General features: G+C 50.2%; 3 protein-coding genes. All 3 read right to left on the bottom strand.

Annotated elements, in window-relative coordinates; translation table 11 throughout:
* Positions 1 to 8,633, bottom strand: an 8,633-nt coding sequence (locus tag ACYVE4_RS30275) for an SdrD B-like domain-containing protein (protein ID WP_461044163.1), incomplete at its 3' end; no start/stop codon positions are given.
* A 576-nt stretch (positions 8,634 to 9,209) separates the two neighbouring features.
* Positions 9,210 to 13,595 carry an SdrD B-like domain-containing protein gene (locus tag ACYVE4_RS30270; protein WP_461044162.1) on the bottom strand — a complete coding sequence of 1,462 codons (4,386 nt, stop codon included), beginning with the start codon at positions 13,593 to 13,595 and terminating at the stop codon, positions 9,210 to 9,212.
* Positions 13,596 to 13,962: 367 nt separating this feature from the next.
* Complete coding sequence (locus ACYVE4_RS30265; RefSeq protein ID WP_461044161.1) at positions 13,963 to 25,215, bottom strand: SdrD B-like domain-containing protein; 11,253 nt, start codon at positions 25,213 to 25,215, stop codon at positions 13,963 to 13,965.
* Positions 25,216 to 25,676 lie beyond the last annotated feature (461 nt).

Here is a 25,676-nt window from a genome sequence, read left to right as displayed (position 1 = left end):
AGCGTCCCTGAGCTGGCATTTGTTAAGCTGATCACCACATTTGCATCATAGGTATTGGTCGCCGAGGCACAAATTCCAGCGGTAGCCGTAGCAGTGAGCGAACAAACTGGAGCCACTGAACAGGAAACCGGAGCGGTGTAGGTCGCTGTAGTCGTTCCGCAACCGGGCAGGCTCACCGTCGCCGTATGACTGGCGCCATCAGAAACCAGCCCTGGGACTACAATTGTCAGCGAAGTCGTCCCCGCAGCTATTGTCTGACTGACAGGAGCTGTGCCGGGAATGCTCACCGAAAGAGTACCCGAACTCGCATTGGTCAGAGCGACGACTACATTAGCTGAGTAAGTATTGGTCGCCGAGGCACAAATTCCAGCGGTAGCCGTAGCAGTGAGCGAACAGACTGGTGCTACCGAACAGGAAACCGGAGCAGTATACGTTGCTATGGCCGTGCTACAGTCCGGCAAACTGATCGTTGCCGTATGACTAACTCCATCCGATATTAGTCCAGGAACGATTACCGTTAGGGAAGTAGTGCCTGCCGCTATTGTTTGAGTAACTGGCGCAGTTCCCGGAATGCTTACTGAAAGCGTCCCTGAGCTGGCATTTGTTAAGCTGATCACCACATTTGCATCATAGGTGTTGGTGGCCGAGGCACAAATTCCAGCGGTAGCCGCAGCCGTCAGTGAACAGACGGGGGCTGTTGTACAGGAGTTTGGCGCTGTGTAGGTAACTATCGTTGAACCGCAACCAGGCAAACTAATTGTGGCTGTATGAATGGCTCCATCGGAGTTCAAGCCCGCTACCACCACCGTCAACGAAGTCGTACCGCTGGCTATTGACTGGCTTATAGGTGCTGCACCAGGAATACTGACTGAGAGTGTACCCGAGTTCGCGTTGGTTAGATTGACGACCACATTAGCCGAATAGGTATTCGTCGCCGGATTACAGATATCTGCTGTAGCTGCTGCAATCAACGAGCATGCTGGAGTTACCGAGCAAGAGTTCGGAGCCATGTAGGTGGCCGAGGCCGTACCACAACCGGGTAGGCTGAGGAGCACGGTATGAATCGCTCCGTCAGAATTCAGACCGGGTACGACTACCGTTAGTGAAGTGGTACCTGCCGCCACTGTTTGACTGACAGGCGAGGCTCCTGCAATACTGACCGAAAGAGTACCTGAGGTGGCATTCGTCAGATTGACGACCACATTAGCTGAATACGTATTGGTCGCCGAAGCACAGATGCCAGCGGTAGCTGCTGCGGTTAACGAGCAAACCGGCGCTACTGAGCAGGATGCCGGAGCTGAGTAAGTAGCAATAGTCGAGCCACAACCAGGTAGACTGATGGTCGCTGTATGAATCGCAGCATCCGACGTCAAGCCTGGTACGACTACCGTTAGCGAAGTAGTACCGGCTGTCATTGTTTGACTGACGGGTGAGGCTCCCGGAACACTCACTGAGAGCGTACCGGAAGTAGCGTTAGTGAGGTTGACCACCACACGGGCATCATACATATTCGTAGCTGGAGTACAGATGCTCGCCGTAGCTGCGGCTGTCAACGAACAAACCGGCGCTACTGAACAGGAAACCGGTGCGGTGTAGTTGGCGGTGGTAGACCCACAACCGGGCAGAGTGATGGTCGCCGTATGACTGGTTCCATCCGATGCCAGGTCAGGCACTACTACGGTTAAAGACGTAGTGCCCGCGGCTATTGTTTGGCTCACAGGCGTTGCGCCAGGAACACTCACCGAGAGCGTTCCCGAACTCGCATTGGTCAAATTTACCACCACATTAGCTGAATAGGTGTTGGTCGCTGAGGCACAGATCCCTGCTGTAGCAACTGCAGTGAGCGAGCAACTGCAGGTTATTGGGTTTAGCGTTACCGTGACATCTGTATAACAGCCGGAACTGTTGTAAACGCGAACCGTATATGGTTGGCTCGAAGCTGGATTGGCCAAAGTAGACACAATCACACCATTCGCTGGAATCACTTGTGCCGCTCCTGATAAAGGACTGCTTTCATTAAAATCAAGGCCTGCCGAATATTGGTACGTATAACCCGTTCGGAAATTAGTTAAGACAATCTGACCATTTGCCTGGGGAGTGTTAGACGCACAACTGACAGGGATCGCCATGGCCTGGAACGTTGGTAGGGTATCCTCCTCAATGATGAATGGGCAGCAACTAAAGCTGGGACATTGTCCGGCCAGGCTGTCGGCGGCCAGGCTATAACTACCTGGCGTGGTAACATTTAGAATATTGGTCGTTTGATCGACAATTTGTACGCCGTTTCGATACCATTTGTAACTAAGTCGACCCGTTGGAGCAGTAAGACGGAATAGGTATGTATCGCCTGTGCAAACCTGGACAGGCACTGATGTACAAGCGGTAGCGGTGTCGCCTGGTATAGACGCCTGATTGTAGAGAATACCTGTACTATCAATACTAGACTGGAAACTTAGCGTAAGGCTCTGCGCTGGTGCAATGGCACCTACAGTCCAGGTACTAATTGGCGAACCCTGAACGAACGTTGTACCGACGGGGGCAGTCGCCGAGTTGGCAACATATTTTAAGCCCGTAGACGTAGAATCTTTCACGACAACATGAGTAGCCGTGGTCGAACCTGCGTTCGTAAGGATAAGAGTATACGTTAAGGTTTCGCCTAATTTAGCTTTGGCTTTACTAACCGATTTGCTAATAGATAACTGTGTGCCAACGGGTTGAGTACATGACCCAGGGGCGGTATAGGTAGTAGAAGTCGTTGAACATCCCGGGAGACTAATCGTTACGGTATGGCTAGCACCATCGGAGGTTATTCCAGGGAAAACAACAGTATATGCCGTTACTCCGCTGCTGGCTGTCGCGACAATAGTCTGTCCCAAAGCACCATCTGTGACTGTAAGTGTTCCCGCAACAGGATTTGTTACGTTAATCTTCACTGTAGTTGTGAAGGTATTCGTCGCCGAGGCACACATACCCGCAGTTGCTGTGGCCGAAACTGCGCAGACAGGCGGAGCTACTGAGCAGGAAGCCGGAGCGGTATAGGTCGCAATAGTGCTACCACAGCCGGGTAAGCTAATCGTAGCCGTGTGGATAGCTCCGTCGGAAGTTAGACTGGGCACAATTACTGTCAACGAAGCCGTTCCCGCAGCTAAAGTTTGACTGATGGGTGAGGCTCCCGGAATGCTGACCGAAAGGGTACCGGAACTTGCATTGGTCAGGTTGACTACCACTCGTGCATCATACGTATTCGTCGCAGAAGCACAGATACCCCCTGTAGCAGCGGCAGTCAATGAACAAGGTGCTACTGAGCAGGAGGCTGGAGCCGAGTAATTAGCGGTGGTCGATCCACAACCGGGCAGACTGATAGTAGCTGTATGAATCGCGCCATCCGACGTCAAGCTTGGTACGACTACGGTTAACGAAGTCGTGCCTGCCGTCAGCGTTTGGCTAACAGCAGATGCGCCGGGAATGCTCACCGAGAGCGTTCCTGATATGGCATTGGTCAAATTCACCACCACATTAGCCGAATAAGTATTGGTGGCTGGCGTACAGATGCCCGCCGTAGCTGCGGCAGTCAATGAGCAGACCGGTGCTACCGAACAGGAAGCCGGAGCTGAGTAGTTGGCGGTGGTAGACCCACAACTGGGCAGACTGATGGTCGCGGTGTGGATGGCTCCGTCTGATGTTAGGCCAGGCACGACTATCGTTAGCGAAGTCGTGCCTGCCGTCAGTGTTTGGCTGACTGGCGCTGCGCCCGGAATACTTACTGAGAGCGTTCCTGATATGGCATTGGTCAGATTGACCACCACATTGGCTGAATACGTATTGGTGGCTGGCTCACAGATGCCTGCTGTGGCGGCTGCCGTGAGCGAACAAACCGGCGCTACCGAACAGGAAGTTGGGGCCGTATAGGTCGTGAGCAAAGTTGAACAGCCGGGTAATGTAGTAACCACAGTCCGGCTGGCTCCATTAGAAACAATTCCCGGAAAGACAGCCGTGAATGTATTCGGCATATTGACTGTCGTGGAGAACGTAGCCGTCTGGGAACCATCGCGAATAGTGATCGATCCCGCTACTGGATTGTTGACTGTCACAACAACCGTATTGGAAAACGTATTGGTAGCCGCCTGGCATAAACTCTGCGTTGGCACAGCATTAATCGAACAGATAGACGCTACTGAGCAGGAGATTGGGGATGTATAATTGGCCGTCGTCGACCCACAGCCGGGTAGACTCACCGTTGCGGTGTGGCTGGTTCCGTCGGAAGTCAGGCCAGGAACGATTACCGTTAACGAGGTAGTGCCGCTGGTTACCAACTGACTGACAGAAGGCGCACCGGGGATGCTCACCGAAAGTGTACCAGAACTAGCATTGGTTAGATTGATGACCACATTGGCTGAATACGTATTGGTCGCCGAAGCACAGATGCCTGCCGTAGCGGTCGCCGTTAGCGAGCAAACCGGCGCTACCGAACAGGAGGCTGGAGCTGAGTAATTAGCGGTGGTCGATCCACAACCGGGCAGACTGATGGTCGCGGTGTGGATGGCTCCGTCTGATGTTAGGCCAGGCACGACTACGGTTAACGAAGTCGTGCCTGCCGTCATTGTTTGGCTGACTGGCGCTGCGCCGGGAATGCTCACCGAGAGTGTTCCAGAAGTAGCATTGGTCAGGTTGACTACTACTCGTGCATCATAGGTATTGGTTGCTGAAGCACAGATACCCGCCGTAGCCACGGCACTAATCGAACAAACGGGAGCTACTGAACAGGAGGCTGGAGCTGAATAAGTAGAATTAACTGTGCTACAGTTCGGGAGAGAGGCTGTGACCGTATGGCTGCCAGTACCAGCCAGTAGGCCAGTCAATGAATAAGGCACTGACGTTTGGCCTAACGTTACGGAGAGGGTAACTGTCGTACTTCCGTCAGTTACTGTAATAGTTCCTGGTACAGCGCTGGTCAGGCTGATGGTACCGGTTAGAGCATAGCTGTTCGTTGCACCCTGGCAAGCCTGTGGATTAGCCGTTAACGTCATGGCACAGGGGCCGCAAACCGCCTGAGGTAAGTTAACCGTCACAATTGTCGAGCAGGTAGGAGTATTGTAAATAATAATTGAGTAACTCTGACCCGCAACTGTTGCTGGATCAGCCAGGCCAGTAAATGAAACGGCCGACGTCGATATTGGTTGTCCACCGACAGCGGTGTAGGCAGGGGCAGGGCCTGTTGTGTATAGATACGCTTTTTCGGCGTTTTGAAGACCACTCAAATCAATGCGGGCACTGTTCGGGCTTGCCGAAGGACCAGCGCAGATGGCAGGCGTCGCACTTATAGTCGCTACAGAAGGAGGCAGACAAACAAATCCTGCATCGATCGTATGATTGACCGAACCCAGATCGCCCGTAGTAACATTGGCAACAGGAAGTGTATTGCCACCAATGCTTGCGAGTTGAACATTGGAATCATTCAATGTACTGGCAGTTGGGGTTGTACTAAACGCTGTGGCAGGCTGATACCGGAAATTGCCGATTGTAAGCCCGTTGTTAGTAAATTGTCCATTGCCAAACGCTATCTGATAAGCCGTATTGGCCAATAAAGTTGTGTCAGCACCAGTGCCGCTCCATGTGCCGCTGGTGAGTTTGCTTTTCGATGAGAAATAATATTCCCCATTTCCATTCGTGGTGGTGGAGGCAATGAGAGTGCCTGATTTATAGAGCGATACATTCACCCCTGCTAATGCTGACTCGCAGGGATCCTGAAGCCCATCACTATCCGTGTCGATCCAAACCCGATTTCCAATCTCGATAAAAGAAGGCGTAGAACAACCTAAATCAAAATCGCCCAGACTTACCGATTTTTGAGAATTATTATCCTGATAAACAATGTAAGACGACTGTACAGCACCGGTTGTATTCGACAACTGGCGGAAACCATAACCGGCAGTGCCATCCTGAAATTCGTTCAGGGGACTCATGGCAGAGGTGACTACGTTTCCAGAACCAGGTCGCAGGGCCAATCCTCCGAGTGCATTTTCCGCATACCCTAAAATCGAGTAATGAAAGAAGTTGTCATCGTAAAACTCCCCTAATCCCGGACCCTGGTTATTATTAGGAAAAGAACCCGTAGCACCTCCTGCTTTGGCATTGTTCTCCAGTGTATAAATTCCGTTTTTATTCGCAGCGCGCAGAATGTCTCCTCCACTGATCGTATAGTAAACATTCGCATCATTTGTATTTGTACTGAAGGTTTCAGCCCCACCCTGTAAGCTCGTCCGGTTGGCAAAAGCCATGACAATCGAATTATCGACATCGAACTCAATAGATGATAGAATTGGCTGGCTACGCGTTAAATAATAGCCATCCGTATTGACTACTTCGCTGAACGTATCTGTCCAGGTGCGCCAGTTGCTGGACGTTGTCCCATTGCTGGGGTTATCGAACAAAATAGATGGACCTTTGGGGTAGGTGAGTGGGAAATCGAAGGCCGTGGTCCACGAACCACTGGTTGGATCGAGGGCATAGATGAAAGCCCGCAAATCGGATCGGTTATCGGATTCAGCACCGTCGCAAACGACGCCAACATATACTTTTCCACTGTGGTATTTTATAGCCCAGGGACGTGAATTGCTGCCTGCTGAACAGCCGCTGGGAATAGGAAATGACGTAAAGGTAGTCGGGGCAGTTCCACCTGTGTTATAAGCGGTGATGTCCAGACCATAAACTTTTTTGTCGAACAGATTGACGAAATACAGTTGATTGTTAGTCGAGGAGAGGGCAATTCCACCAATACCGAACTTACCAACCTGACTAAAAACAGTGGCATCGTGACTGTTCGTTGCGGGGTTACTCGATAAGCCCCGAACCGAATTCGAGCTTACCGAATTCGAACCCACATTGATACCAATGCTAGTGACATCCAGGAAATTGGTGACCGTATTTGTGGCCGGGTTGATGGTATAGATACCACCCAATCCTAAAGGTCCCAGGCCAGATTGCCGACGCAAAACAGCGGATGTAAAAATAGTTTTGGTTTGGCGATTATAAACCGTACCCCATAGCGAACCAACTTGCTTGGCTTTCGCAATCGCCAGCGGGTTTGAAAGGTTTGAATTCGAATAGGTATTCGAACTGGTAGCGATGGAGTAATCGGCGTAATTGACTGATACAAAAGCAGGTAGTTCGCTCGCATTGGCAGCTCCGGCTATTAATGGATCTCCGCTTACGTAGCAGGGAACAAAAATCTTCGGATTGTTCTGACAATAATTCGTTGGGTCCGACATACCAAAATCAACTCCGCAATCGGGAGCTGTCAGGAATTGAACCGTTGTACGACCATCTGCACCATTCGGTGTACCTTGGGCAAGATACCCTGCAGGCAGATTGGTAAATTCTACCCGTACCGGATAATTGGCTACCGGAATTGTCAGTTTGTATTGGCCATTTGCATCGGTAGTAGCCGTATAAACCCCACCGGCACAGTCATAAGCCTTCACCGTGACACCCGGTATGCCCGTTATTTCTCCGGCATTTTTAATACCATCAGCATTGAAGTCATTGAAAGCTGTGCCACTCAGATCAGTGCCGGGCGTACAGACAAAAGCGGGACAGGCCGCTGGGGCCGTGTAAGTCGCTGAGGCTGTGCAAGCGGTATTGCTTTTGAAAAATGTAGTGACCGTTCCTGCTGATCCATCGGCGGGAATTTCGAACGTAAGGACTTGGGGAGATGCAAATTCGAACCGAACCAGCGTCATATAAGGCATGTCACCGGCATCATAGAAACCAATCGTATCGACTCCGGGCATAATGGATAGGCGTTGGCTTCCCAGCATAACGATAAGGCTATCGTTTGCTGGCGCATCTGTCCATCGAATCTCGGTACTAACCGTTGCCCGGCTCCCGGCGGTGGTATTAAAACAGCCCGATACAGTGGGAATGATCGATAAAGAAGTAGCCGCTTTGAAGGTGACGATCAGTCTGGGCGATTTGTGAAGAGGGTCATCATAAGCTCTGGCAGAAGGCCCTCCTGTGGCCGAAGTTGCATCAAACAGAATCGTAATGGCGTTGTTTGGTTTCCAATCTGAGCGGTTAACGATTTCCTGGACAATCGCTGCAAGATCAGGTGTACTGGCACCTTGCACTCCACTAGCCCAGGGTGTATCTTCTGACCAGTTAAGCGAAGCCGATGTGGGAGCAGTCAGATAACGAGTAGAAAGTTCATTCGAGCCAGTAGCAGCTGTAAAGGAGGATGAATTAGCTACACTATGTCCTCGGATTCCCACGTTCGACACGTTGGCACCCGTTGCAGGGCTACTACCGGTAAACTGGATATAGGCACTGGTAATGGTTGCCGATTTAGGAATGTAGACTGAGGGAAAACGCAGGCCAATGTATTGATTAGCAAAGGATAATGAAGAGGTTTCTGTAGAAACATTGGCACCGGATTGAATGGCATCGTCATTACTGGACGTTAAGGCCGCTGTTAACGTTGAGCTGGAAATACATTGCGCTATGCTCACGACAGGTAGTTGCATAAGCAGGAGCAATGCGAACAGAAAACGGGCTGTTTGAGAGAATCTGGTTAGAAAAAAAGGCCGTTTCTGTTTTGCTCGTGCATACGAATACGATATAATTGTATAAGTGAGCATATGTAAATAATTTAAAGTAATGGGATGAAAAGTTAACCGCCGAGTTTATCGGGCTAATAATGAAGCCTACAAGAAAAGTTGATGAATTGAGTCGCTAGCCGGTAGTTGGTCGCCAGGGTTTGGTAAGTAGTCCTGATTTTGTTGCCAGGATCTGGACTACTGGAGTCAACAGCACACATCCTATCGCTCGATATGGATAGGTCACAATTGCAGGAATCGATTCAGTACTGGCTTTCAGTATGGCCTTGTTCCTGAATGGATAGTGAAGTACAATCACTGGGTTAGGCATATCGTAGCGTTGCTGGGTTATGTCAACAAACAATCGTTTTGTTTATCGAGAAGCCCATACCACAAATGCCGTGCCAGTATTTTTTAAGATAGTAAAACAGGTATATAGTAAACTAATTAGTACTTTTAAAATGTAAGAAAGATTATAAAAAAGCCTTGTATGAATGAATCTTCACATTTTGAAATGGATTTATTCACATAAAACCAGGGTAGTCAACTCCTTAAACGCACGAAAGCCTATCCGAAATTTCAGACAGGCTTTCGTGCGTTTACCAGCACTAAGTACGATTACCGTTTGGGTTTTGTCCCTTTTGTTTGTTTGATAACCAGCGGAACACAGACTTCCGCTGGGCAGGTACATACAGTCGGATTAAGTGTTACTGTGACATCGGTATAACAGCCTGAACTATTATAAACCCGAATTGTATACGCCTGGACAGAAGATGGATTAGTTAGATTATTGGCGATGATTCCATTGACCGGAATCGATTTCGCTACGCCTGACAACACCGCCGATTCATTAAAATTGATCCCTGCGGAATATTGGTAGGTGTAGCCCGTCCGGAAATTAGTCAAAACGATTTGCCCATTCGTCTGGGGAGTTGCTCTCAGACAACTGACGGGATAGGCTATTGCCTGAAACGTAGGCAGAGTATCTTCCTCAATGATGAAGGGACTACAGCTGAAGCTAGGGCATTGTCCGGCCAGGCTATCGGCGGCCAGGCTATAACTACCTGGCGTACTCACATCCAGCGTATTGGTCGTTGCATTGGGAATGGCAACGCCGTTTTTAAACCACTGGTAAGAAGTTTTGCCCGCTGGCACGGAGAGCCGAAATAAGTAAGTATCACCCTTGCAGACAATTACAGGCACTGACGTACTGGTAACAGCGGTATCGCCGGGGATGGTGGCCCGGCTGTAAAGGATTCCTGTACTATCGACCCGTGCCTGGAAACTAACCGTATAACTCTGACCCGGACTTACCTGAGCTACAACCCAGGTGCTAACTGGAATCCCCGAATTAAAGGTTGTTCCGGTAGGAACAAGTGATGAATTGGCAAGATACGTTAGTCCCGTAGAGGCCGAATCGCGCACGACGACGTTGGTAGCCGTAGTAGAACCTATATTGGTCAGCGTTAGGGAATAGGTGAGAATGTCGCCTTGTTTGGCTCTGGTTTTATCGACAACTTTAGTTATAATTAGTTGGTTGCCTGTTGGTTGTGTACAGGATTCGGGGGCGTTATACGTTGCCGTTGTAGTACTGCACCCTGGTAAACTAACTGTTGCAATATGAGTAGCCCCATCAGACATTAAATTAGGGACAATGACTGTTAGTGAAGTCGTACCCGCAGTTATTCGTTGTCTAATCGGGGCCACTCCAGAAATGCTCACCGAAAGTGTTCCTGAACTGGCATTAGTCAGATTGATGACCACGATTGCATCATACGCGTTCGTCGCCGAGTGACATATACCAGGGCTGACTGTGGCAGTCAGTGAACATATAGGAGACACTGAGCAGGAGTTCGGGGCTGAGTAGGCAGTTGTCGTTGTTGAACAGCCGGGAAGCGTAGTGATAACACTCCGGTTGGCTCCGTTGGCTATGAATCCCGGAAACACAGCTGTAAATGAGTTCGGTATATTGGCTGTGGTAGAAAATATGGCCGACTGGTTGCCATCGCGAATAGTAATTGATCCTGCTGTTGGATTGTAGACTGTTACGACAACCGTATTGGAAAACGTATTGGTAGCCGCCTGGCATGATCCCGGATTGACTACGGCACTGATTGAACAAACCGGAGTTACGGAGCAGGAGGCCGGTGCCGAGTATGTAGCTGTATTATCTACTGATCCAAATTCAGCCGCTATTGTATGATTGCCCGTACCCGAAAGCAATCCTGTCAGCGAGTAAGGAACCGAAGTAGCCCCCGCACTAACAGCAATCGTAGCTGAGCGTACATTATCAAGGTAGACAGTTACGGTGCCTGCTGAGGCATTGGTCAGCGAGATACTACCTGTTACACTATAAGTATTGGTTGCTGGACTACACGCTCCCGGATTGGCGGTTACGGCGACGCGTGGTAAGCAGGATGTAGGAGCTGTGTAAGAAGTGCCTTGTGTGGTACAGGTTCGAGTGCTTCCATTAATCACCGCACCTACCGCATGAATAGCTCCATTGGCAGGTAGGTTATTGAATACTACGATCCGGCTAACAGTACCCGTAGCCTCGTCGACCGCATAGGTAGATCGGAACTGATTATCAGCGACGTTCAGTATGCCATTGGGTGGATTGGTCATCTGGACGACGATAGTGGTGGAATACACCTCATTGACACAAGGTCCGGGAATGGCTGTGGTAACTAGATTACAAACTGGTTCAATGGATGTGTAACCAACGTCGAATGAGTAATTATTTTCACCCGATCCGCCCATCGTAAAGGAAATAAGACCGGTTCCGTTGGCGTCCGTATCGATATTATCGGCGTTGCTACCTGAAGCAGAATTGGGTTTGGTACTTACATTATACGTGCTAAAGCTGGTCGGAAAGCTGATTGTATACGAACCTCCACTGGTTAGCGAAAGGCTATAGGCGTAGCCTGTTGTGGTTGTACCCGTATTGTTTGTGAAATAATATTCGCCATAGGCATCCGTCGTAACGCTGACCGGTGAACTTAGCCCGGTGCCAGATAATGTAACGCGCAGACCTGCAAGACCCGGCTCATCAGGCCCCTGTATCCCATCGTCGTTCTTGTCAAACCAGACCCGGTTACCAATTTCAATCGGCGCGGGCGAACAAAGCGGTTCGATATCACCTAAACCATTGGTTTTCCCAAAAGTAGCTGGATTGCCACCTTCAGCTGGCCCCGTCCCCGTAGCGATTGTAGAGTAAAGTTGCACCCGCTCTTCCGTGGGACCGGCCCCTGTCGTGTTATTGAATCGGGTGAAACCGCCGGCCCAAATACTGATTGGGTCAATAACGGTAGCTATCGTCTGATTATGACCGGGTACAATAGCGATACTACCCATTGCTGTTTCCTGATGAATATCGGATGCTTCGGCATAGTTTTCTTCGTAGAAAAATTCTTTCCCGGACGTATATCCCCCAGCAATAGGCTGCCCCGGTCCCTGACCCGTACTGTCGCTCGCGGTAACCAGTGATCCGACTACGCCATTATTTTCCAGAACCCAGTTTGTACCATCGAAATGAGCCCGTAACAGATCTCCTCCGATATAGCCATTAAAATAAGGGGGAACTGAAGGCTGAGTAGGATTACGCTGTTTATAACCTAATTGATGCCCGCCACGATCCATGAACCCCAGGATCATATCGCCATTATCGGCGAAATCCAGGTCAGAAAGAATAGGCTGAGGACGAGCAATGCGAGTTCCAGCCGTAATTTGCGCGCCCAGATGCAAGCCGCTAAACGTAGTTGTCCAGGTTTCCCAGGCAGATCCTAGAACAGCATCATTCGTATGAATCTTCCCCTTGGAGTAATTGAGTCGGAAGCTAAACGTCGGGCTGGTCGAAAGCATTGTACCCTGTTCAGGCATTATGTAGATATGCGCAAACAAGTCAGCATTGGTACCCGATGTCTCCCCAGTGCAAATAACTCCCACGTACACTTTCCCATCGTGAACATGAACCGCAAAAGGACGGGCAACACCATTCGTACATCCTGGGTCAGGGATAGAGATTTTAGTTAAGTCGGAGGCTGTGAGTGTCGCTTTTACAGGATTGCCAACAGCGAGAGCAAGCAACTGACGGTTAAATAAATCAACTGCGTATAGCGTAGCTCCATCGGACGATAAGGCCAATCCCCCCAATCCAACCTTGCCAACGGCATCGAATGCTGTGTCGTCGTTACTCGATACCGTACCGCTTGAGGGTAATGTTCGGGTGCCAACTACTGACGCACCTAAGGTCAGACTGAACGGCGCTTCTTCCAGATCAACATAGGTCGATGTAGAAGGTGTACCGCTCGTTGTCGTTACATAAATACCACCTAGTCCGGCAGGGCCTAATCCTGTATGTCGCTTTAGAAAAGCGGCTGAAAAAAGTTTATTGGTTTCTCGCTGGAAAGCTAATCCCCAGATACTACCAATCTGATAGGCATCGGCAAGGGGAGAAACAGACGGCGTGGCACCAGTAGCTGAGAAGGGTAGAGAGACCATCGTGTGCTCATTGGCAATCGAACTTCCCATTGCCAATGGATCGCCACTGACATAATAGGATGTCGTGAGTGGGGGAGCATCCTGGCAGTAATCCGTACGGGCACTTAGGGCGAAATTGATGCCTGATGTTCCTGTACTGACAAATTGAATGGCGGTTCCTGCGCCTGCTACCTGGTGAAAGCTTTCGTAAAGGAAGTTGAGAGATGTAGGAACGGTAAACTCGATTCGATAATTACCCGCCCCCGTAGTCGGGGTTATTGAATAGCTACCGTTGGCCTGAGATGTGCCAACTGTGCCGGGCGTAACGTTTGCACCTGATGCATTAAAAACACGGATTTCGACTCCTGCAATAGGCGGTTCATAAGTTTGTTGGGTGCCGTTCGCGTTAAAATCTCGGAATACTGTTCCGCTTATGGTTTGGGCTAAACTGGTGAGTGGGGTTACTTCGCAGGCAATAAAAAAAAGCAAAAAAGAATAGAAAATTCTTTTAGTAAAAATAGGCATAGATGTTCAAGCTACACGATGGATACTCATCTATAGTCTTGACAAAAAGAATGCCTTTCAGTAATAAATTGTTAAAGATGGTGTACTTACTAATCGGTATATTGGTAAAGTTATATGCGGAGTAAATTTTATTGTATAGATAATTTTGTAACTATTGTATGCTCAAATAGTGTGCCATATAATATACTGTTATCGAATAAATGAATATTACAAGTTGAATGTATTAAATCAGTAAAAAGAGAATCGTTTTAGTAAACAATCCTCTTCGAGGGCTGAGTAATAAATACAGAACTCATGGTTCAGCTAAAGCAGAACCCCCACAAAATCAGTCGATTCCGTGGGGGTTCTGCTTTAGTTAATGCTGCGATTAGCGAGGATCACCAATACGTGCCGGGCGTTTGGTCTGCTGAATCACAAATGGTACGCAGATGTCCGGAGCGCATCCGCAGATGGTTGGCAGCAGCAACACGGTAACGTCTGAGTAACAACCCGAAGCATTGTAAACCCGAATCGTGTATGGCTGAGCGACTGCTGGAGTACCCAGATTGTTTGCGATGACGCCATTCGCTGGGATCGTTGCAACTGGCGAAGCCGTCGCTGGGTTGAATGTAGCGCCTTCCGAGAATTGACAGGTATTACCCACCTGGAATCCGCTCAACACAAGCTGCCCGTTAGACTGTACCGTATTGCCAATACAGGTCGCCGGTATGGCTTTCGCAGTGAAGCTTGGCACCGAATCCTCTACAACAATAAACGGACAGCAACTAAAGTCAGAACACAGACCAACGGCGTTGTCGACGCTCAAACTATACGAACCTGGTGCACTTACATCCAGCGTATTGCTGGTTGCGCCCTGTATTGCGATACCATCTTTATACCACTGGTAGCTGGATCGACTGGCAGGAACACTCAACTGGAACGTGTACGGTGTACCGGCACATATATGTACAGGAATCGACGTACAAACACGAGCCGTATCGCCAGGGATGGTAGCCGTATTGTATAGGATACCCGTACTATCCGCTTTGGCCTGGAAGGTCAGCGTTAAGCTTTGTCCAGGATTGATCGTGCCTACGGTCCAGGTGCTGACAGGGATGCCTTGTGTGAAGGTTGTACCTGCCGGAGCCGAAGCCGAGTTAGCTACATACGCTAAGCCAATTGTACTCGAATCCCGAACTACGATGTTCGACGCGATGGCATTGCCTGAGTTGGCCAGTACAACGGTGTAGCTCAGAATCTCGCCAACCTCTGCTTTCGATCGGCTGACAAATTTATCCAGACTGAGGGTCGGGGTGAGCAGGTAATATCCCATGTCGACCGTTGAGTTATACTCATCCGCCGTGAGGCTATACACACCCGTCAGACCCGTTGCATCGCCATCCGAATCGGTAGCATCATTGGCGATGTTCTGTAGGGTTGCCGAGTAGCCAGCAGGTGTTGTGAAGCTGACTGAGTACGGTGTGCCCGGCGTCAATCCAGTGAAGGAATAGCTACCCGTAGCGTCCGTTATCGTCGTTGCGACTACCGTACCTGATGACAGCAAGGTCACGGTTACTCCTTGAATTGGCGTATCGCCCGCATCCTGAATACCATTCTGGTTATTGTCAGCGAAGACATAGTTGCCCAGACCGGCCGTTGGGATGTAGAAGCCAGCACCCAGATCGTTGTTGAACTCACCTGGCGATAAGAAGACTGGCTGCGTAATACCCGTATTCAGATTGATATCTGAGTTGTGCGTATCATCTGGCCCTTGTCCTGGAATCGTCGCTGTAAATCCGTTGGGTGCGGAGAATCCAACTGCATAGCTCAAGCTGTTACCCGGCGTCAATCCGGTGAAGGAGTAGAAGCCCGTTGCATCCGTCGTCGTGGTCATCGAAGCGACTCCATTGATGTAAAGCGTTACCGTTACACCGGCCAGTACAGGTTCACTCGGATCGCGGATACCATCGTGGTCAACATCGTTCCAGACATAGTTGCCCAGACCGGCCGTTGGTGGAATGAAGCCCGCATCTATCGTGGTGTTGTTCTCGCCTGAAGCCAGTGTGAGCGAAGCGGTGATACCGTTGATCGGATCTGAGTCAAGCGCATTGTTGGTGCCTGACAGCGGAGTCGACGCGGTGTAATTTGCTGGTGCCGTGAAGCTCACCGAGTAGGGGGTACCTGTTGTCAATCCAGTGAAGGAGTAAGCACCATTCACATCCGAGGTCGTAGTAGCGACTACCGTACCATTACTGATCAGCGTGACGATCACTCCTTGCAACGGAGTATCTGGTCCATCTTGGATGCCGTTATTATTCCTATCAGCAAATACATAGTCACCTAGGGAAGCAGGTCGATAGTACCCCATGTCGACCGTCGGATTGTACTCGTTGGCTGTCAGACTATACACGCCGGTTAGACCTGTTGCTGGATCGCCATCTGAGTCAGTTACATCGCTGCCTGTATTTTGCAAGGTAGCTGAGTAGCCGGTCGGAGCTGTAAAGCTCACGGAGTACGGTATACCTGGCGTCAAGCCGGGGAAGGTGTATGCGCCGTTGGCATCGGTTATCGTAGAAGCAACCAGTGTACCTGAAGAAATCAGACTCACCGTTACGTTCGGAATACCCGGCTCACCCGTATCCTGCTGCCCGTTGTGATTCACATCCTCGAAGACGAAGTTGCCCAGGCCAGCTGACAGCGGATAGAAGCCTGCATCAATCGAATTGTCAACCTGACCTGGTGCCAGTGTGAATGACTGTGTTCGGCCTGTAATCGGATCAAAATCAGAGTCCTTTTCATCATCGCCACCCTGATTCGGTAGGGTAGCGGTGTAGCCTGATGGAGCCGTGAAACCAACCGAGTACGTTGTGCTGCTGCCCGGAGTTAGTCCGGTGAAGGAGTAGAATCCAGAAGCATTGGTCGTCGTCGTTAACGTTGGTACTCCATTGACATACAGTGTTACCGTTACGCCTTCCAGCGGTGTATCCCCTGTATTCTGAATACCATCTTTATTGTTATCCTGGAAGACATAGTCACCAATGCTAGCCGGTTTGATATAGAAGCCTGCATCCAGCGACAGGTTGGCTTCACCATTGGCCAGTGTTACCGATTGAGTAATGCCTGTAATCGGATCGGCGTCAGAGTCCTCGTCATCATCACTTCCCTGATTGGCCAGTGTAGCTGTGTAACCTGCTGGCGTGGTGAATCCTACCGCATAACTAATGCTGCTGCCTGGTGTCAATCCGGTGAAGGAATAGCTACCCGTAGCGTCCGTTGTTGTTGTGGTCAGAGAGGCCACGCCATTGACATACAATGTAACCGTGACTCCTTGAATGGGTGGTTCGCCAGCATCTTGAATACCATCTTTATCCAGATCATTCCAGACGTAGTTGCCCAGACTTGCTGCATTGGAAGAACAGTTTTGAGAAACTTGCTGTGTTTCCGTACATCCATTAAGTGTTACCGTAATCATCACGATCTGGCCAGATGGGATTCCAGTAATTTGGTTACCTGCCAATGTACCTGCCGAAGCCGAAACAGAAGCTCCCGCTGTAGCGGTGAAGTTAACTGTGTAGGTTGCAATGCCATTGCAGGATACACTCGTCACAATCGTTGGTATTGGATTCACCATCACCGTCGCTGTTGTCGTGCTCACACAACCACTGGCAGTCGTCACCGTCACTGAATAAGCCGTTGTCGAATTTGGACTTACAACGAGTAGGCCCGTCAGGTTACTATCACCCGTCGAGAAGTCATACGACGTGCCGCCTGAAGCCGTTAGCGTAACGGATTGACCTTCGCAGGTAGTCGCTGATGTCAGGTTCGCGATTGGCAGGCTATTGACTGCCACGGTTCCTGTCGCGGTGCTGATACAGCCACTAGCATTAGCTACCGTTACCGAGTACGGAGTCGTTGCCGTCGGATCCACAACTAGCAGACCCGTTGTGTTACTTGTGCCATTCGAGAAGCTGTACGAGGTACCACCTGTTGCTGTTAGTGTTGCCGACTGACCTACGCAAATCGTCGCTGAGGTCATTTCGGCAATCGGTAGATCGTTGACGACAACTGAACCAATCGTAGTGCTTTCGCAGCCAGCCGCATTGGCTACCGTTACGGAATAGGTTGTCGTAATGGTTGGCGTCACTTCTAACAGACCCGTGGTATTTGAAGTGCCATTGGAGAACGTATAGAGCGTACCACCCGTAGCAACCAGCGTAACCGATTCACCTGCACAGATCGTAGCGGAGGTTAATGTTGCGGTTGGGTATGGTGCAATCGTAATCGAACCAACACCTGTTCCGCTACAGCCAACGGAAGTAGCTGTCACGCTATAGGTACCCGCAACTGTTCCGACGGCTGCGTTCGACGAACCGATCTGAATTAATCCGGCTGAGAATACATAGGTCGTATATCCTGCCGTGGCGGTCAGCGTTGCTGACTGACCTGTACAGATCGTAGCTGACGTGAGCTGAACCACTGGATTCGTATTGATCGTGATCGAACCGATCGCTGTTGCTGAACAACCGTCTGCTGTGATGGCTGTTACCGAGTACGTGCCAGCCGTTGAGCTTGATGCCTGATTAGAGCTTCCGATCTGTGTTAAACCAGCCGAGAAGATGTAGGTTTCGAAACCTGGGGTAGCGACCAGCGTCGTTGTCAGACCCTGGCAGATCGTTTCCGATGATAACGTTAGCGTTGGCAAATCATTCACCTTCACTGTCGATGTGGTGGTGCTGATGCAGCCGCTCGAATTAGCCACTGTTACTGAATACGTCGTGGTCGTCGTTGGATCCACTACCAGCGTACCTGTTGTATTGACATCACCTGTCGAGAAGGTGTATGACGTACCGCCACTGGCTGTCAGCGTTGCCGATTGACCTGCGCAAATCGTAGCAGACGTAAAGGCTGGGGTTGGTACAGGATTCACGTTGATCGTGATCGACGTACTGCTTTCGCAACCAGTCGCATTTGCAATCGTTACGGAGTACGGCGTTGTAGTCATTGGATTGACAACCAATATGCCCGTCGTATTTACTTCACCCGTCGAGAAGCTGTACGAGGTACCACCACTAGCTGTGATTGTTGCCGACTGACCTGCGCAGATCGTTGCCGAACTAGCCGTCATAGCTGCCACTGGCAATGAATTGACAGTTACCGTAGCCGACGTTCCTGGCGACGCTGACGTAGTCTGACAACCGCTCGCATTCGCTACCGTTACGGAGTATGCAGCCGTAGTCCCTGGAGTCACAGGCAGTAGACCCGTCGTATTCTGAAGTCCGGTCGAGAACGTGTACGACGTACCACCCGAAGCGACCAGCGTAACCGATTCACCCGCACAGATCGTAGCTGAGCCAAAGGTTGCTGTTGCGGCCGGATTAACCGTTACGGTGATGCTTGTGGTACTCAGGCAACCACTCGAATTAGCGACTGTTACTGAGTAGATCGTATTCGTCGACGGACTCACTACCAGCACGCCATCACTGTTTGACGAACCGGTCGAGAAGCTATATGATGTACCGCCACTGGCTGTCAGTGTAACCGATGCGCCAGCGCATATAGTCGTCGAACTAGCCGTTACATTGGCAGCCGGTAATGAATTGACGGTTGCCGTACCTGAAGTAGTCGGAGAGGTAGAACCTATGCAACCGTTGCTATCAGTGGCCGTTACGGAATAGACTGTTGTCGTACCCGGCGTAACAACCAGCTGACCGTTCGTATTCTGAAGTCCTGTCGAGAATGTATACGACGTACCACCCGAAGCGACCAGCGTTGCGGATTGACCTTCACAAATCGTAGCGGAGGTCATCGCAATGGTTGGGAGCGGATTAACCGTTACTGCAACTGAAGTTGTGCTGCTACAGCCATTAGCCGTGGCAACAGTCACTGAGTATGTGTTACTAACACTAACTGAGATGCTGCTCGTAGTCTGGCCAGTGCTCCATGTATAAGAGGTGCCGCCCGAAGCTGTCAGTGTAGTTAGGCTACCCTGGCAGATGGTCGTATTGCCCGAAATTGTTGCCGTTGGAATCGCTGTGTTCGACTGTACTGTCGTGCTAGCCGTTGCGAAGCAGTCATTTGCTGAGGTGACCGTCACGCTATACGGTCCAGCCACGCTCACGCTAATGGAGGCTGTGGTTGCGCCATTACTCCATAGGTAAGTAGGTAAAGTAACGTTCGTAGCGGTGGCTGAGAGCGTGCCTGATGATTGAGCGCAAGTCAAGGTCAGGCTATTTACAGTTACCGCTGGTACTGTCGTATTCGACTGCACAGTGGTTGAGGTGGTCGCTGAACAGCCATTGGCCGAAGTTACTGTCACACTATAGGGTCCCGCTGCACTGACACTAATGGAGGCCGTTGTCGCACCATTGCTCCATAAGTAAGTTGGAGAGGTCGCATTGGTCGTCGTAGCTGACAACGTACCCGTTGGTTGCGCACAAGTCAGCGTCAAACTGTTAACCGATACGGCTGGTGCCGTCGTGTTGGACTGAACCGTCGTGGAAGTGGTGGCGACACAACCGTTGGCTGAGGTGACCGTCACACTGTACGGTCCAGCCGCACTTACACTGATCGATGCCGTTGTGGCTCCGTTACTCCACAAATAGGTGGGGTTAGTTGCGTTGGTCGCCGTCGCGGACAGAGTAGCCGTTGGTTGGGCGCACGTCAATGTTAAGCTGTTTACACTCACTGCCGGTACAGTTGTATTCGACTGGACAGTGGTTGAGGTGGTCGCTCGGCAGCCATTGGCTGAAGTGACCGTTACCGAATAGGGACCCGATGCCGATACAGAAATGGCTGACGTGGTCGCGCCGTTGCTCCACAGATACGTTGGAGAGGTGGCATTCGTAACGGTAGTCGATAAGGTAGCCGTTGGTTGGGCGCAAGTCAGCGTCAAGCTGTTGACCGACACGGATGGCGCGGTTGTATTGGATTGTACGGTGGTACTAGTGGTTGCTGAACAGCCGTTGGCTGAGGTTACCGTTACCGAGTAGGCCCCCGCTGCACTGACACTAGTCGAAGCCGTTATCGCACCGGTACTCCATAGATACGTAGGTGAAGTGACGTTCGTAGCGGTGACCGAAAGCGTACCCGTTGTTTGTGCGCACGTCAATGTTAAACTATTGACAGAGACAGCTGGAGCAGTTGTGTTAGACTGCACTACAGTGGAAGCCGTTGCAAAACAGCCATTCGACGAGGCTACTGTCACGGAGTATGGCTCAGCACTACCTACTGCAATCGTCGACGTGGTCGCGCCCGTACTCCACAAATAAGTAGGGTTGGTTGCATTAGTGGCCGTAGCTGATAAGATGCCCGTTGGCTGAGCGCAGGTCAACGTTAGACTGTTGACCGATACCGTTGGTACACCCGTGCTTGATTGCACTGTAGTAGACGTAGTGGCTTGACAACCGTTGCTGGAAGTGACCGTCACGCTATAGGGTCCGGCACTGCCTACGGCAATGGTTGAGGTAATGGCGCCCGTACTCCACAAATAAGTAGGGTTGACTGCGTTCGTAGCCGTTGCTGATAGCGTACCCGTTGGTTGCGCGCAGGTTAATGTTAAGCTGTTTACAGATACGGCAGGTACGGTCGTGTTAGACTGAACTGTCGTCGAGGTCGTTCCGAAACAGCCGTTGGTTGACGTCACCGTCACGCTATAAGGAATAGCACTACCTACGGCAATGGTTGAGGTGGTGGCACCTGTACTCCACAGGTAAGTAGGGTTGGTCGCATTGGTGGTCGTTGCTGATAAGATGCCCGTTGGCTGAGCACAAGTCAGCGTTAGACTGTTGACCGATACCGTTGGCGCCAGTGTATTCGACACGACATTGGAAGTGGTCGTAGACGTACAGCCATTCGGTGCAGTAACCGTTACTGAATACGGACCAGCCGCACTCACACTAATCGATTGGGAAATCGCTCCCGTGCTCCACAGATAGCCAACACCTACAGCATTGACCGTCAGTGAACCCGTTGGTTGCGAGCAGGTCAGTGTCAGACTATTAACAGAAAATGATGGTGCCGCAGTATTTGATTGTACGGTTGTCGATGTAGTTGCCCGGCAACCGTTGCTGGAGGTGACCGTCACCGAGTAGGGGATAGCCGCGCTTACAGTAATAGATGATGTAGTCTCGCCGGTACTCCATAAGTAAGTCGGTGAAGTCGCATTCGAAACCGTTGCGGAGAGTGTACCCGTTGGTTGCGCACAGGTCAAGGTTAGGTTATTAACCGATACCGTGGGTGCGGCCGTGTTAGACAGTACCGTCGTCGTTACGGCAGTGCTGCTACAGCCATTGCTGGTAACAACTAGTGTGTATGTACCCGCGGTGGTTGTCGTAAAGTTTTGCGAAGACGAACTGAAACCACTTGGCCCAGACCAGGCGTATGTAGAACCTGTCAGGCTGGAAGTACCACTAACCGTAGCTGAACTGGTACAGGTAATTGTTGTGCTGGTTGCTGAAGCTACTGGAATTGGGTTGACCACCACTGTATTCGTTGCCGTCGCTGAACAGCCGCTGCTGTTTCGACCGACCACCGTAAAGGACGTGTTCGCAGTTGGTGTTACAGAGAAGACACCAGAGGTGTTGGTAACGGAACCCAACGATGAGGTTAATGTATACGACGTCAAGCCAGCTGTAGCACTGATCGAGGCCGTTTGTCCGGCGCAGATCGTAGCCGACGATAACGTCACCGTCGGTAATTGATTGACCGTAACGGTGGCACTGCCTGGCGTTGTACTCCTGCAACCATTTGCATTAACTGCCGTGACTGTGTAAACCGTCGTGATTGTGGGACTTACGATTAGTGAACTGCCGCTACCACCCGCTGCTGAGAACGTGTAGGAAGTTCCTCCACTGGCCGTTAATGTTGCCGTTTGTCCGGCGCAGATCGTAGCCGATGTTAGAGCTGGTGTTGGTAAGGCATTCACAACAATTGATACCGTTGCTGTAGTCGAACAGATTGGGCTGCTGCTAACCGTTACGGTAAACGTTCGGGTACCCGTTGCTGTCAAACTCGATGTCGTTGCCGTCGCCGTATTGGCCCCAGTCAGAACAACACCAGCTGGCGCACTCCAGGCATATGTATAGCTATCCGCCGGGCTAACCTGAGCGATTAACGTTTCGGTTGCTCCCTGACAGACACTGGCGCTACTGGCAATTGCCGTTAGCGAAGGTGGAGCACAAGGGGCATAGCCTACATCGAAAGAGAAGTTGTTTTCACCGGCCTCACCAAGTGTAAAAGTAATAATACCATTAATACTGGCGTCTGTATCAATATTATCCGCGTTGGCCCCAGTAGCTGAATTAGGTTTGCTGCTGATATAGGCATTGCTCGTTGTAACGCTGGTCGGGAATGTTAGGGTATAGGTAGCGCCAGAAACTAGACCTGTCAGACTATGAGCCGTACTCGTTACTGATGGGAGCGCATCGGTGGAATTGGAAAAATAATATTCACCTGCCGTATTGGTGGTTACGCTAACCGGAGAACTCAGTCCCGGTCCTGATAAGGTAACAACGACGTTTGCTAGAGCCGGTTCGTCAGCATCCTGCATCCCATTATTATTGGAATCGAGCCAGACACGGTTACCAATTTCAACAGGTGCTATATTACAGCTTAACTCCAGATCACCCAGCCCGTTCGCTTTTCCGTATGTAGAAATATCCCCACTTTGGTAGATCTGTACACTGGTAGCAGGGCTTCCCCAACCCGTTGTATTATTAAAGCGACGAATACCACCCGCGTCATAATTGAACGTTGGGTCCATAACGATAGAAGCGACTTCGCCAGAGCCAGGACGCAAGGCCAGACCACCCTCGCTCATCTCCAGGTGATATGCTCTAAACGTTCCTCCAGGGCCACCGTTGTCTCCAGGCGCTACTGCATCACCATAATAATATTCACCACCACCAGGCCCTTGTGTCGTACTAGCTCCCGCTGTCGCTACTCCACCACAAACACTGGCGTTGTTCTCGAGAGTCCACAGATTAACAGCAGGGTTACATTTGCCGGCCCGTAAAATATCCCCAGCCGCAATAGCTCTAATTAGAGGGCTTGTACCACTAGGAGGATAGTTTTCATTACCATATTGGTCGCCAAAGCGGTCTCGTATGCTAATAATCATAGAGCCATCTACATCAAATTCAATCCCTGCCAAGAGCGGCTGTGGATAGCTGGCATTAATACTAGTGGTTCCATCATTACGAGCTAAACGGTTAGGGATCGTTCCGGTTCCTGGGTGTTGGCTCATCCAGGGAAGCCAGCGATCGGCACGGCTAACCCCTGTCTGGTCGTTATTAGTTGCTCCTTTACGATACGTAAGTGGAAATACCAGCACTTGGGTGAATGACCCGTTACTTGGGTCGAACTCATACACATACCCTTTCATGCCCGAGGTATCCCGAACAACCAAAGGTGTAGAGCCACCCGTCGACCCTGTCCCCAAACTAATGGTCGTGGATACGGCTTCATTAGTATGTACACCACCCACGTATACTTTGCCCCGGTAATATTTCAAGGCAAAAGGGCGATATCGACTGCCTGTTGTCGTCGATGTAGGAAGCGTTATAGCATAGCTGGTAATGGTACCCGCTGTTGGTGTCGTTGTATTCGGATTAAGAATCTGAATTCGATATAATCGTCGGTCACTTAAATTGACCGTGTATAATTCAGTACCATCGTCCGAAATTTCTAGATCACCCAGGCCTGCCTTACCAACCTGGTCAAAAACAGTTGGATCATTGTTCGGGGTGATGGTATTAGCGGGAAGCCCTCTGGCTGTGTTTGTGCCAACAGTGGTAGTACCCGATATGGCTGAACTCGATTGAGCTGTCGTCGCCGTAGTTAGTGACGTAAATAAGGTGCTGACATAAGTAGTGCCGGAAGGCCGAGAAACGTAAATAGCCCCTGCTCCACCTGTTCCCAAACCTGAGTGCCGCTTAACGAAGGCCGAGGTAAATATCGTTTTAGCTACTTTTTGATAAGCAACACCATATACAGTACCAATATTAACATTGGTGGCTACAGTTGTTTCCTGTAGTGTATTTCCCACACCACTGGTAGCTGTATAGGGTAAAGTGACCAGTACAGGTTCCGTAGCGGATGTACCTGCTCCAGCTGGGTTACCATTTACATAACAGGGAACAACAAAATCAGGAACTGCCTGACAGTAGTCAGTGGGATAATTAATACCAAAGTTGAGTGTGTTGGCCGTTGCTCCTACAGGGATTCCTCCTGTCGTGAATCGGACAGATGACCGACTGGCAACAAAAGCTCCGCCTGGAGATCCTCTAAATGACTCAAAATAGCCTGACGGTAAATTCGTAAATTCCACCCTATAGGCTACTGCAGTACTACTACTTATTCCTGTAAGGGTATAGCTACCCAGTGAGGACGTGAGTGTACTGCTGACAGTGGTTGCAACCACCGCTCCGGCAGCATTATAGGCGGTGACTGTGACTCCGCCTATTCCTGGTTCACCATAAGTGAACGTCCCAGAGGTCGGTATGGTAGCGTAAACACCATCACTATTGAAGTCCCGGAAGACTGTTCCGGAAATGGTTTGGCCTAAACTTGGCAATGAACAGGCAATTACCCCGATCAGGGTAAGTATAAGCCAAAGATTTTTTTTGGAGGTAGAAGTCGGCATATTCAAGTCACATCTAATCAACTTGACTATGGGTGGTCAAAAAATGTGCCTTCCGACTGTTTACAATTCCGATAATTTGAAAAATAACTGTTTATAGGTTAAAAATTAGCAGAAAACAGAATTTTAGTGTACCATAAATAGTTTGTTTGTGTACTTATTGTTTCCTTCTCAAATAATGTGCCACTGGATAGTAGATTCTACTTAAATCTTTTACGTAACCGTATAGTGTATTCTGAATAGTTAATCGATTCGTTTACTAGTTAATAGTTAATATATGCTAGCTAAAAAGAGCTGTTCGTAAGAATTAGGTAGATACTCAAATTTGTGCGCAGGTGCGTAAATCGATTGTAGTTGAGCGATAACTACGTATGTTTTTCACCTTATGTGAGTGAAGCGCTAATTTCATTTCTATAGCCAAACGAGTACCTTGCAAACCCGACCTGCTATGGATGACGCCCTAT

It is taken from the genome of Spirosoma harenae (genome assembly GCF_054776975.1).
Note: the sequence above shows the minus strand (reverse complement) of the source record. Positions and strands in the feature narration are given on the sequence as shown.

Coding starts and splice junctions, on each gene's coding strand:
- ACYVE4_RS30270 (WP_461044162.1), bottom strand. CDS start 13,595: ATGCCTATTTTTACTAAAAGAATTTTCTATTCTTTTTTGCTTTTTTTT.
- ACYVE4_RS30265 (WP_461044161.1), bottom strand. CDS start 25,215: ATGCCGACTTCTACCTCCAAAAAAAATCTTTGGCTTATACTTACCCTG.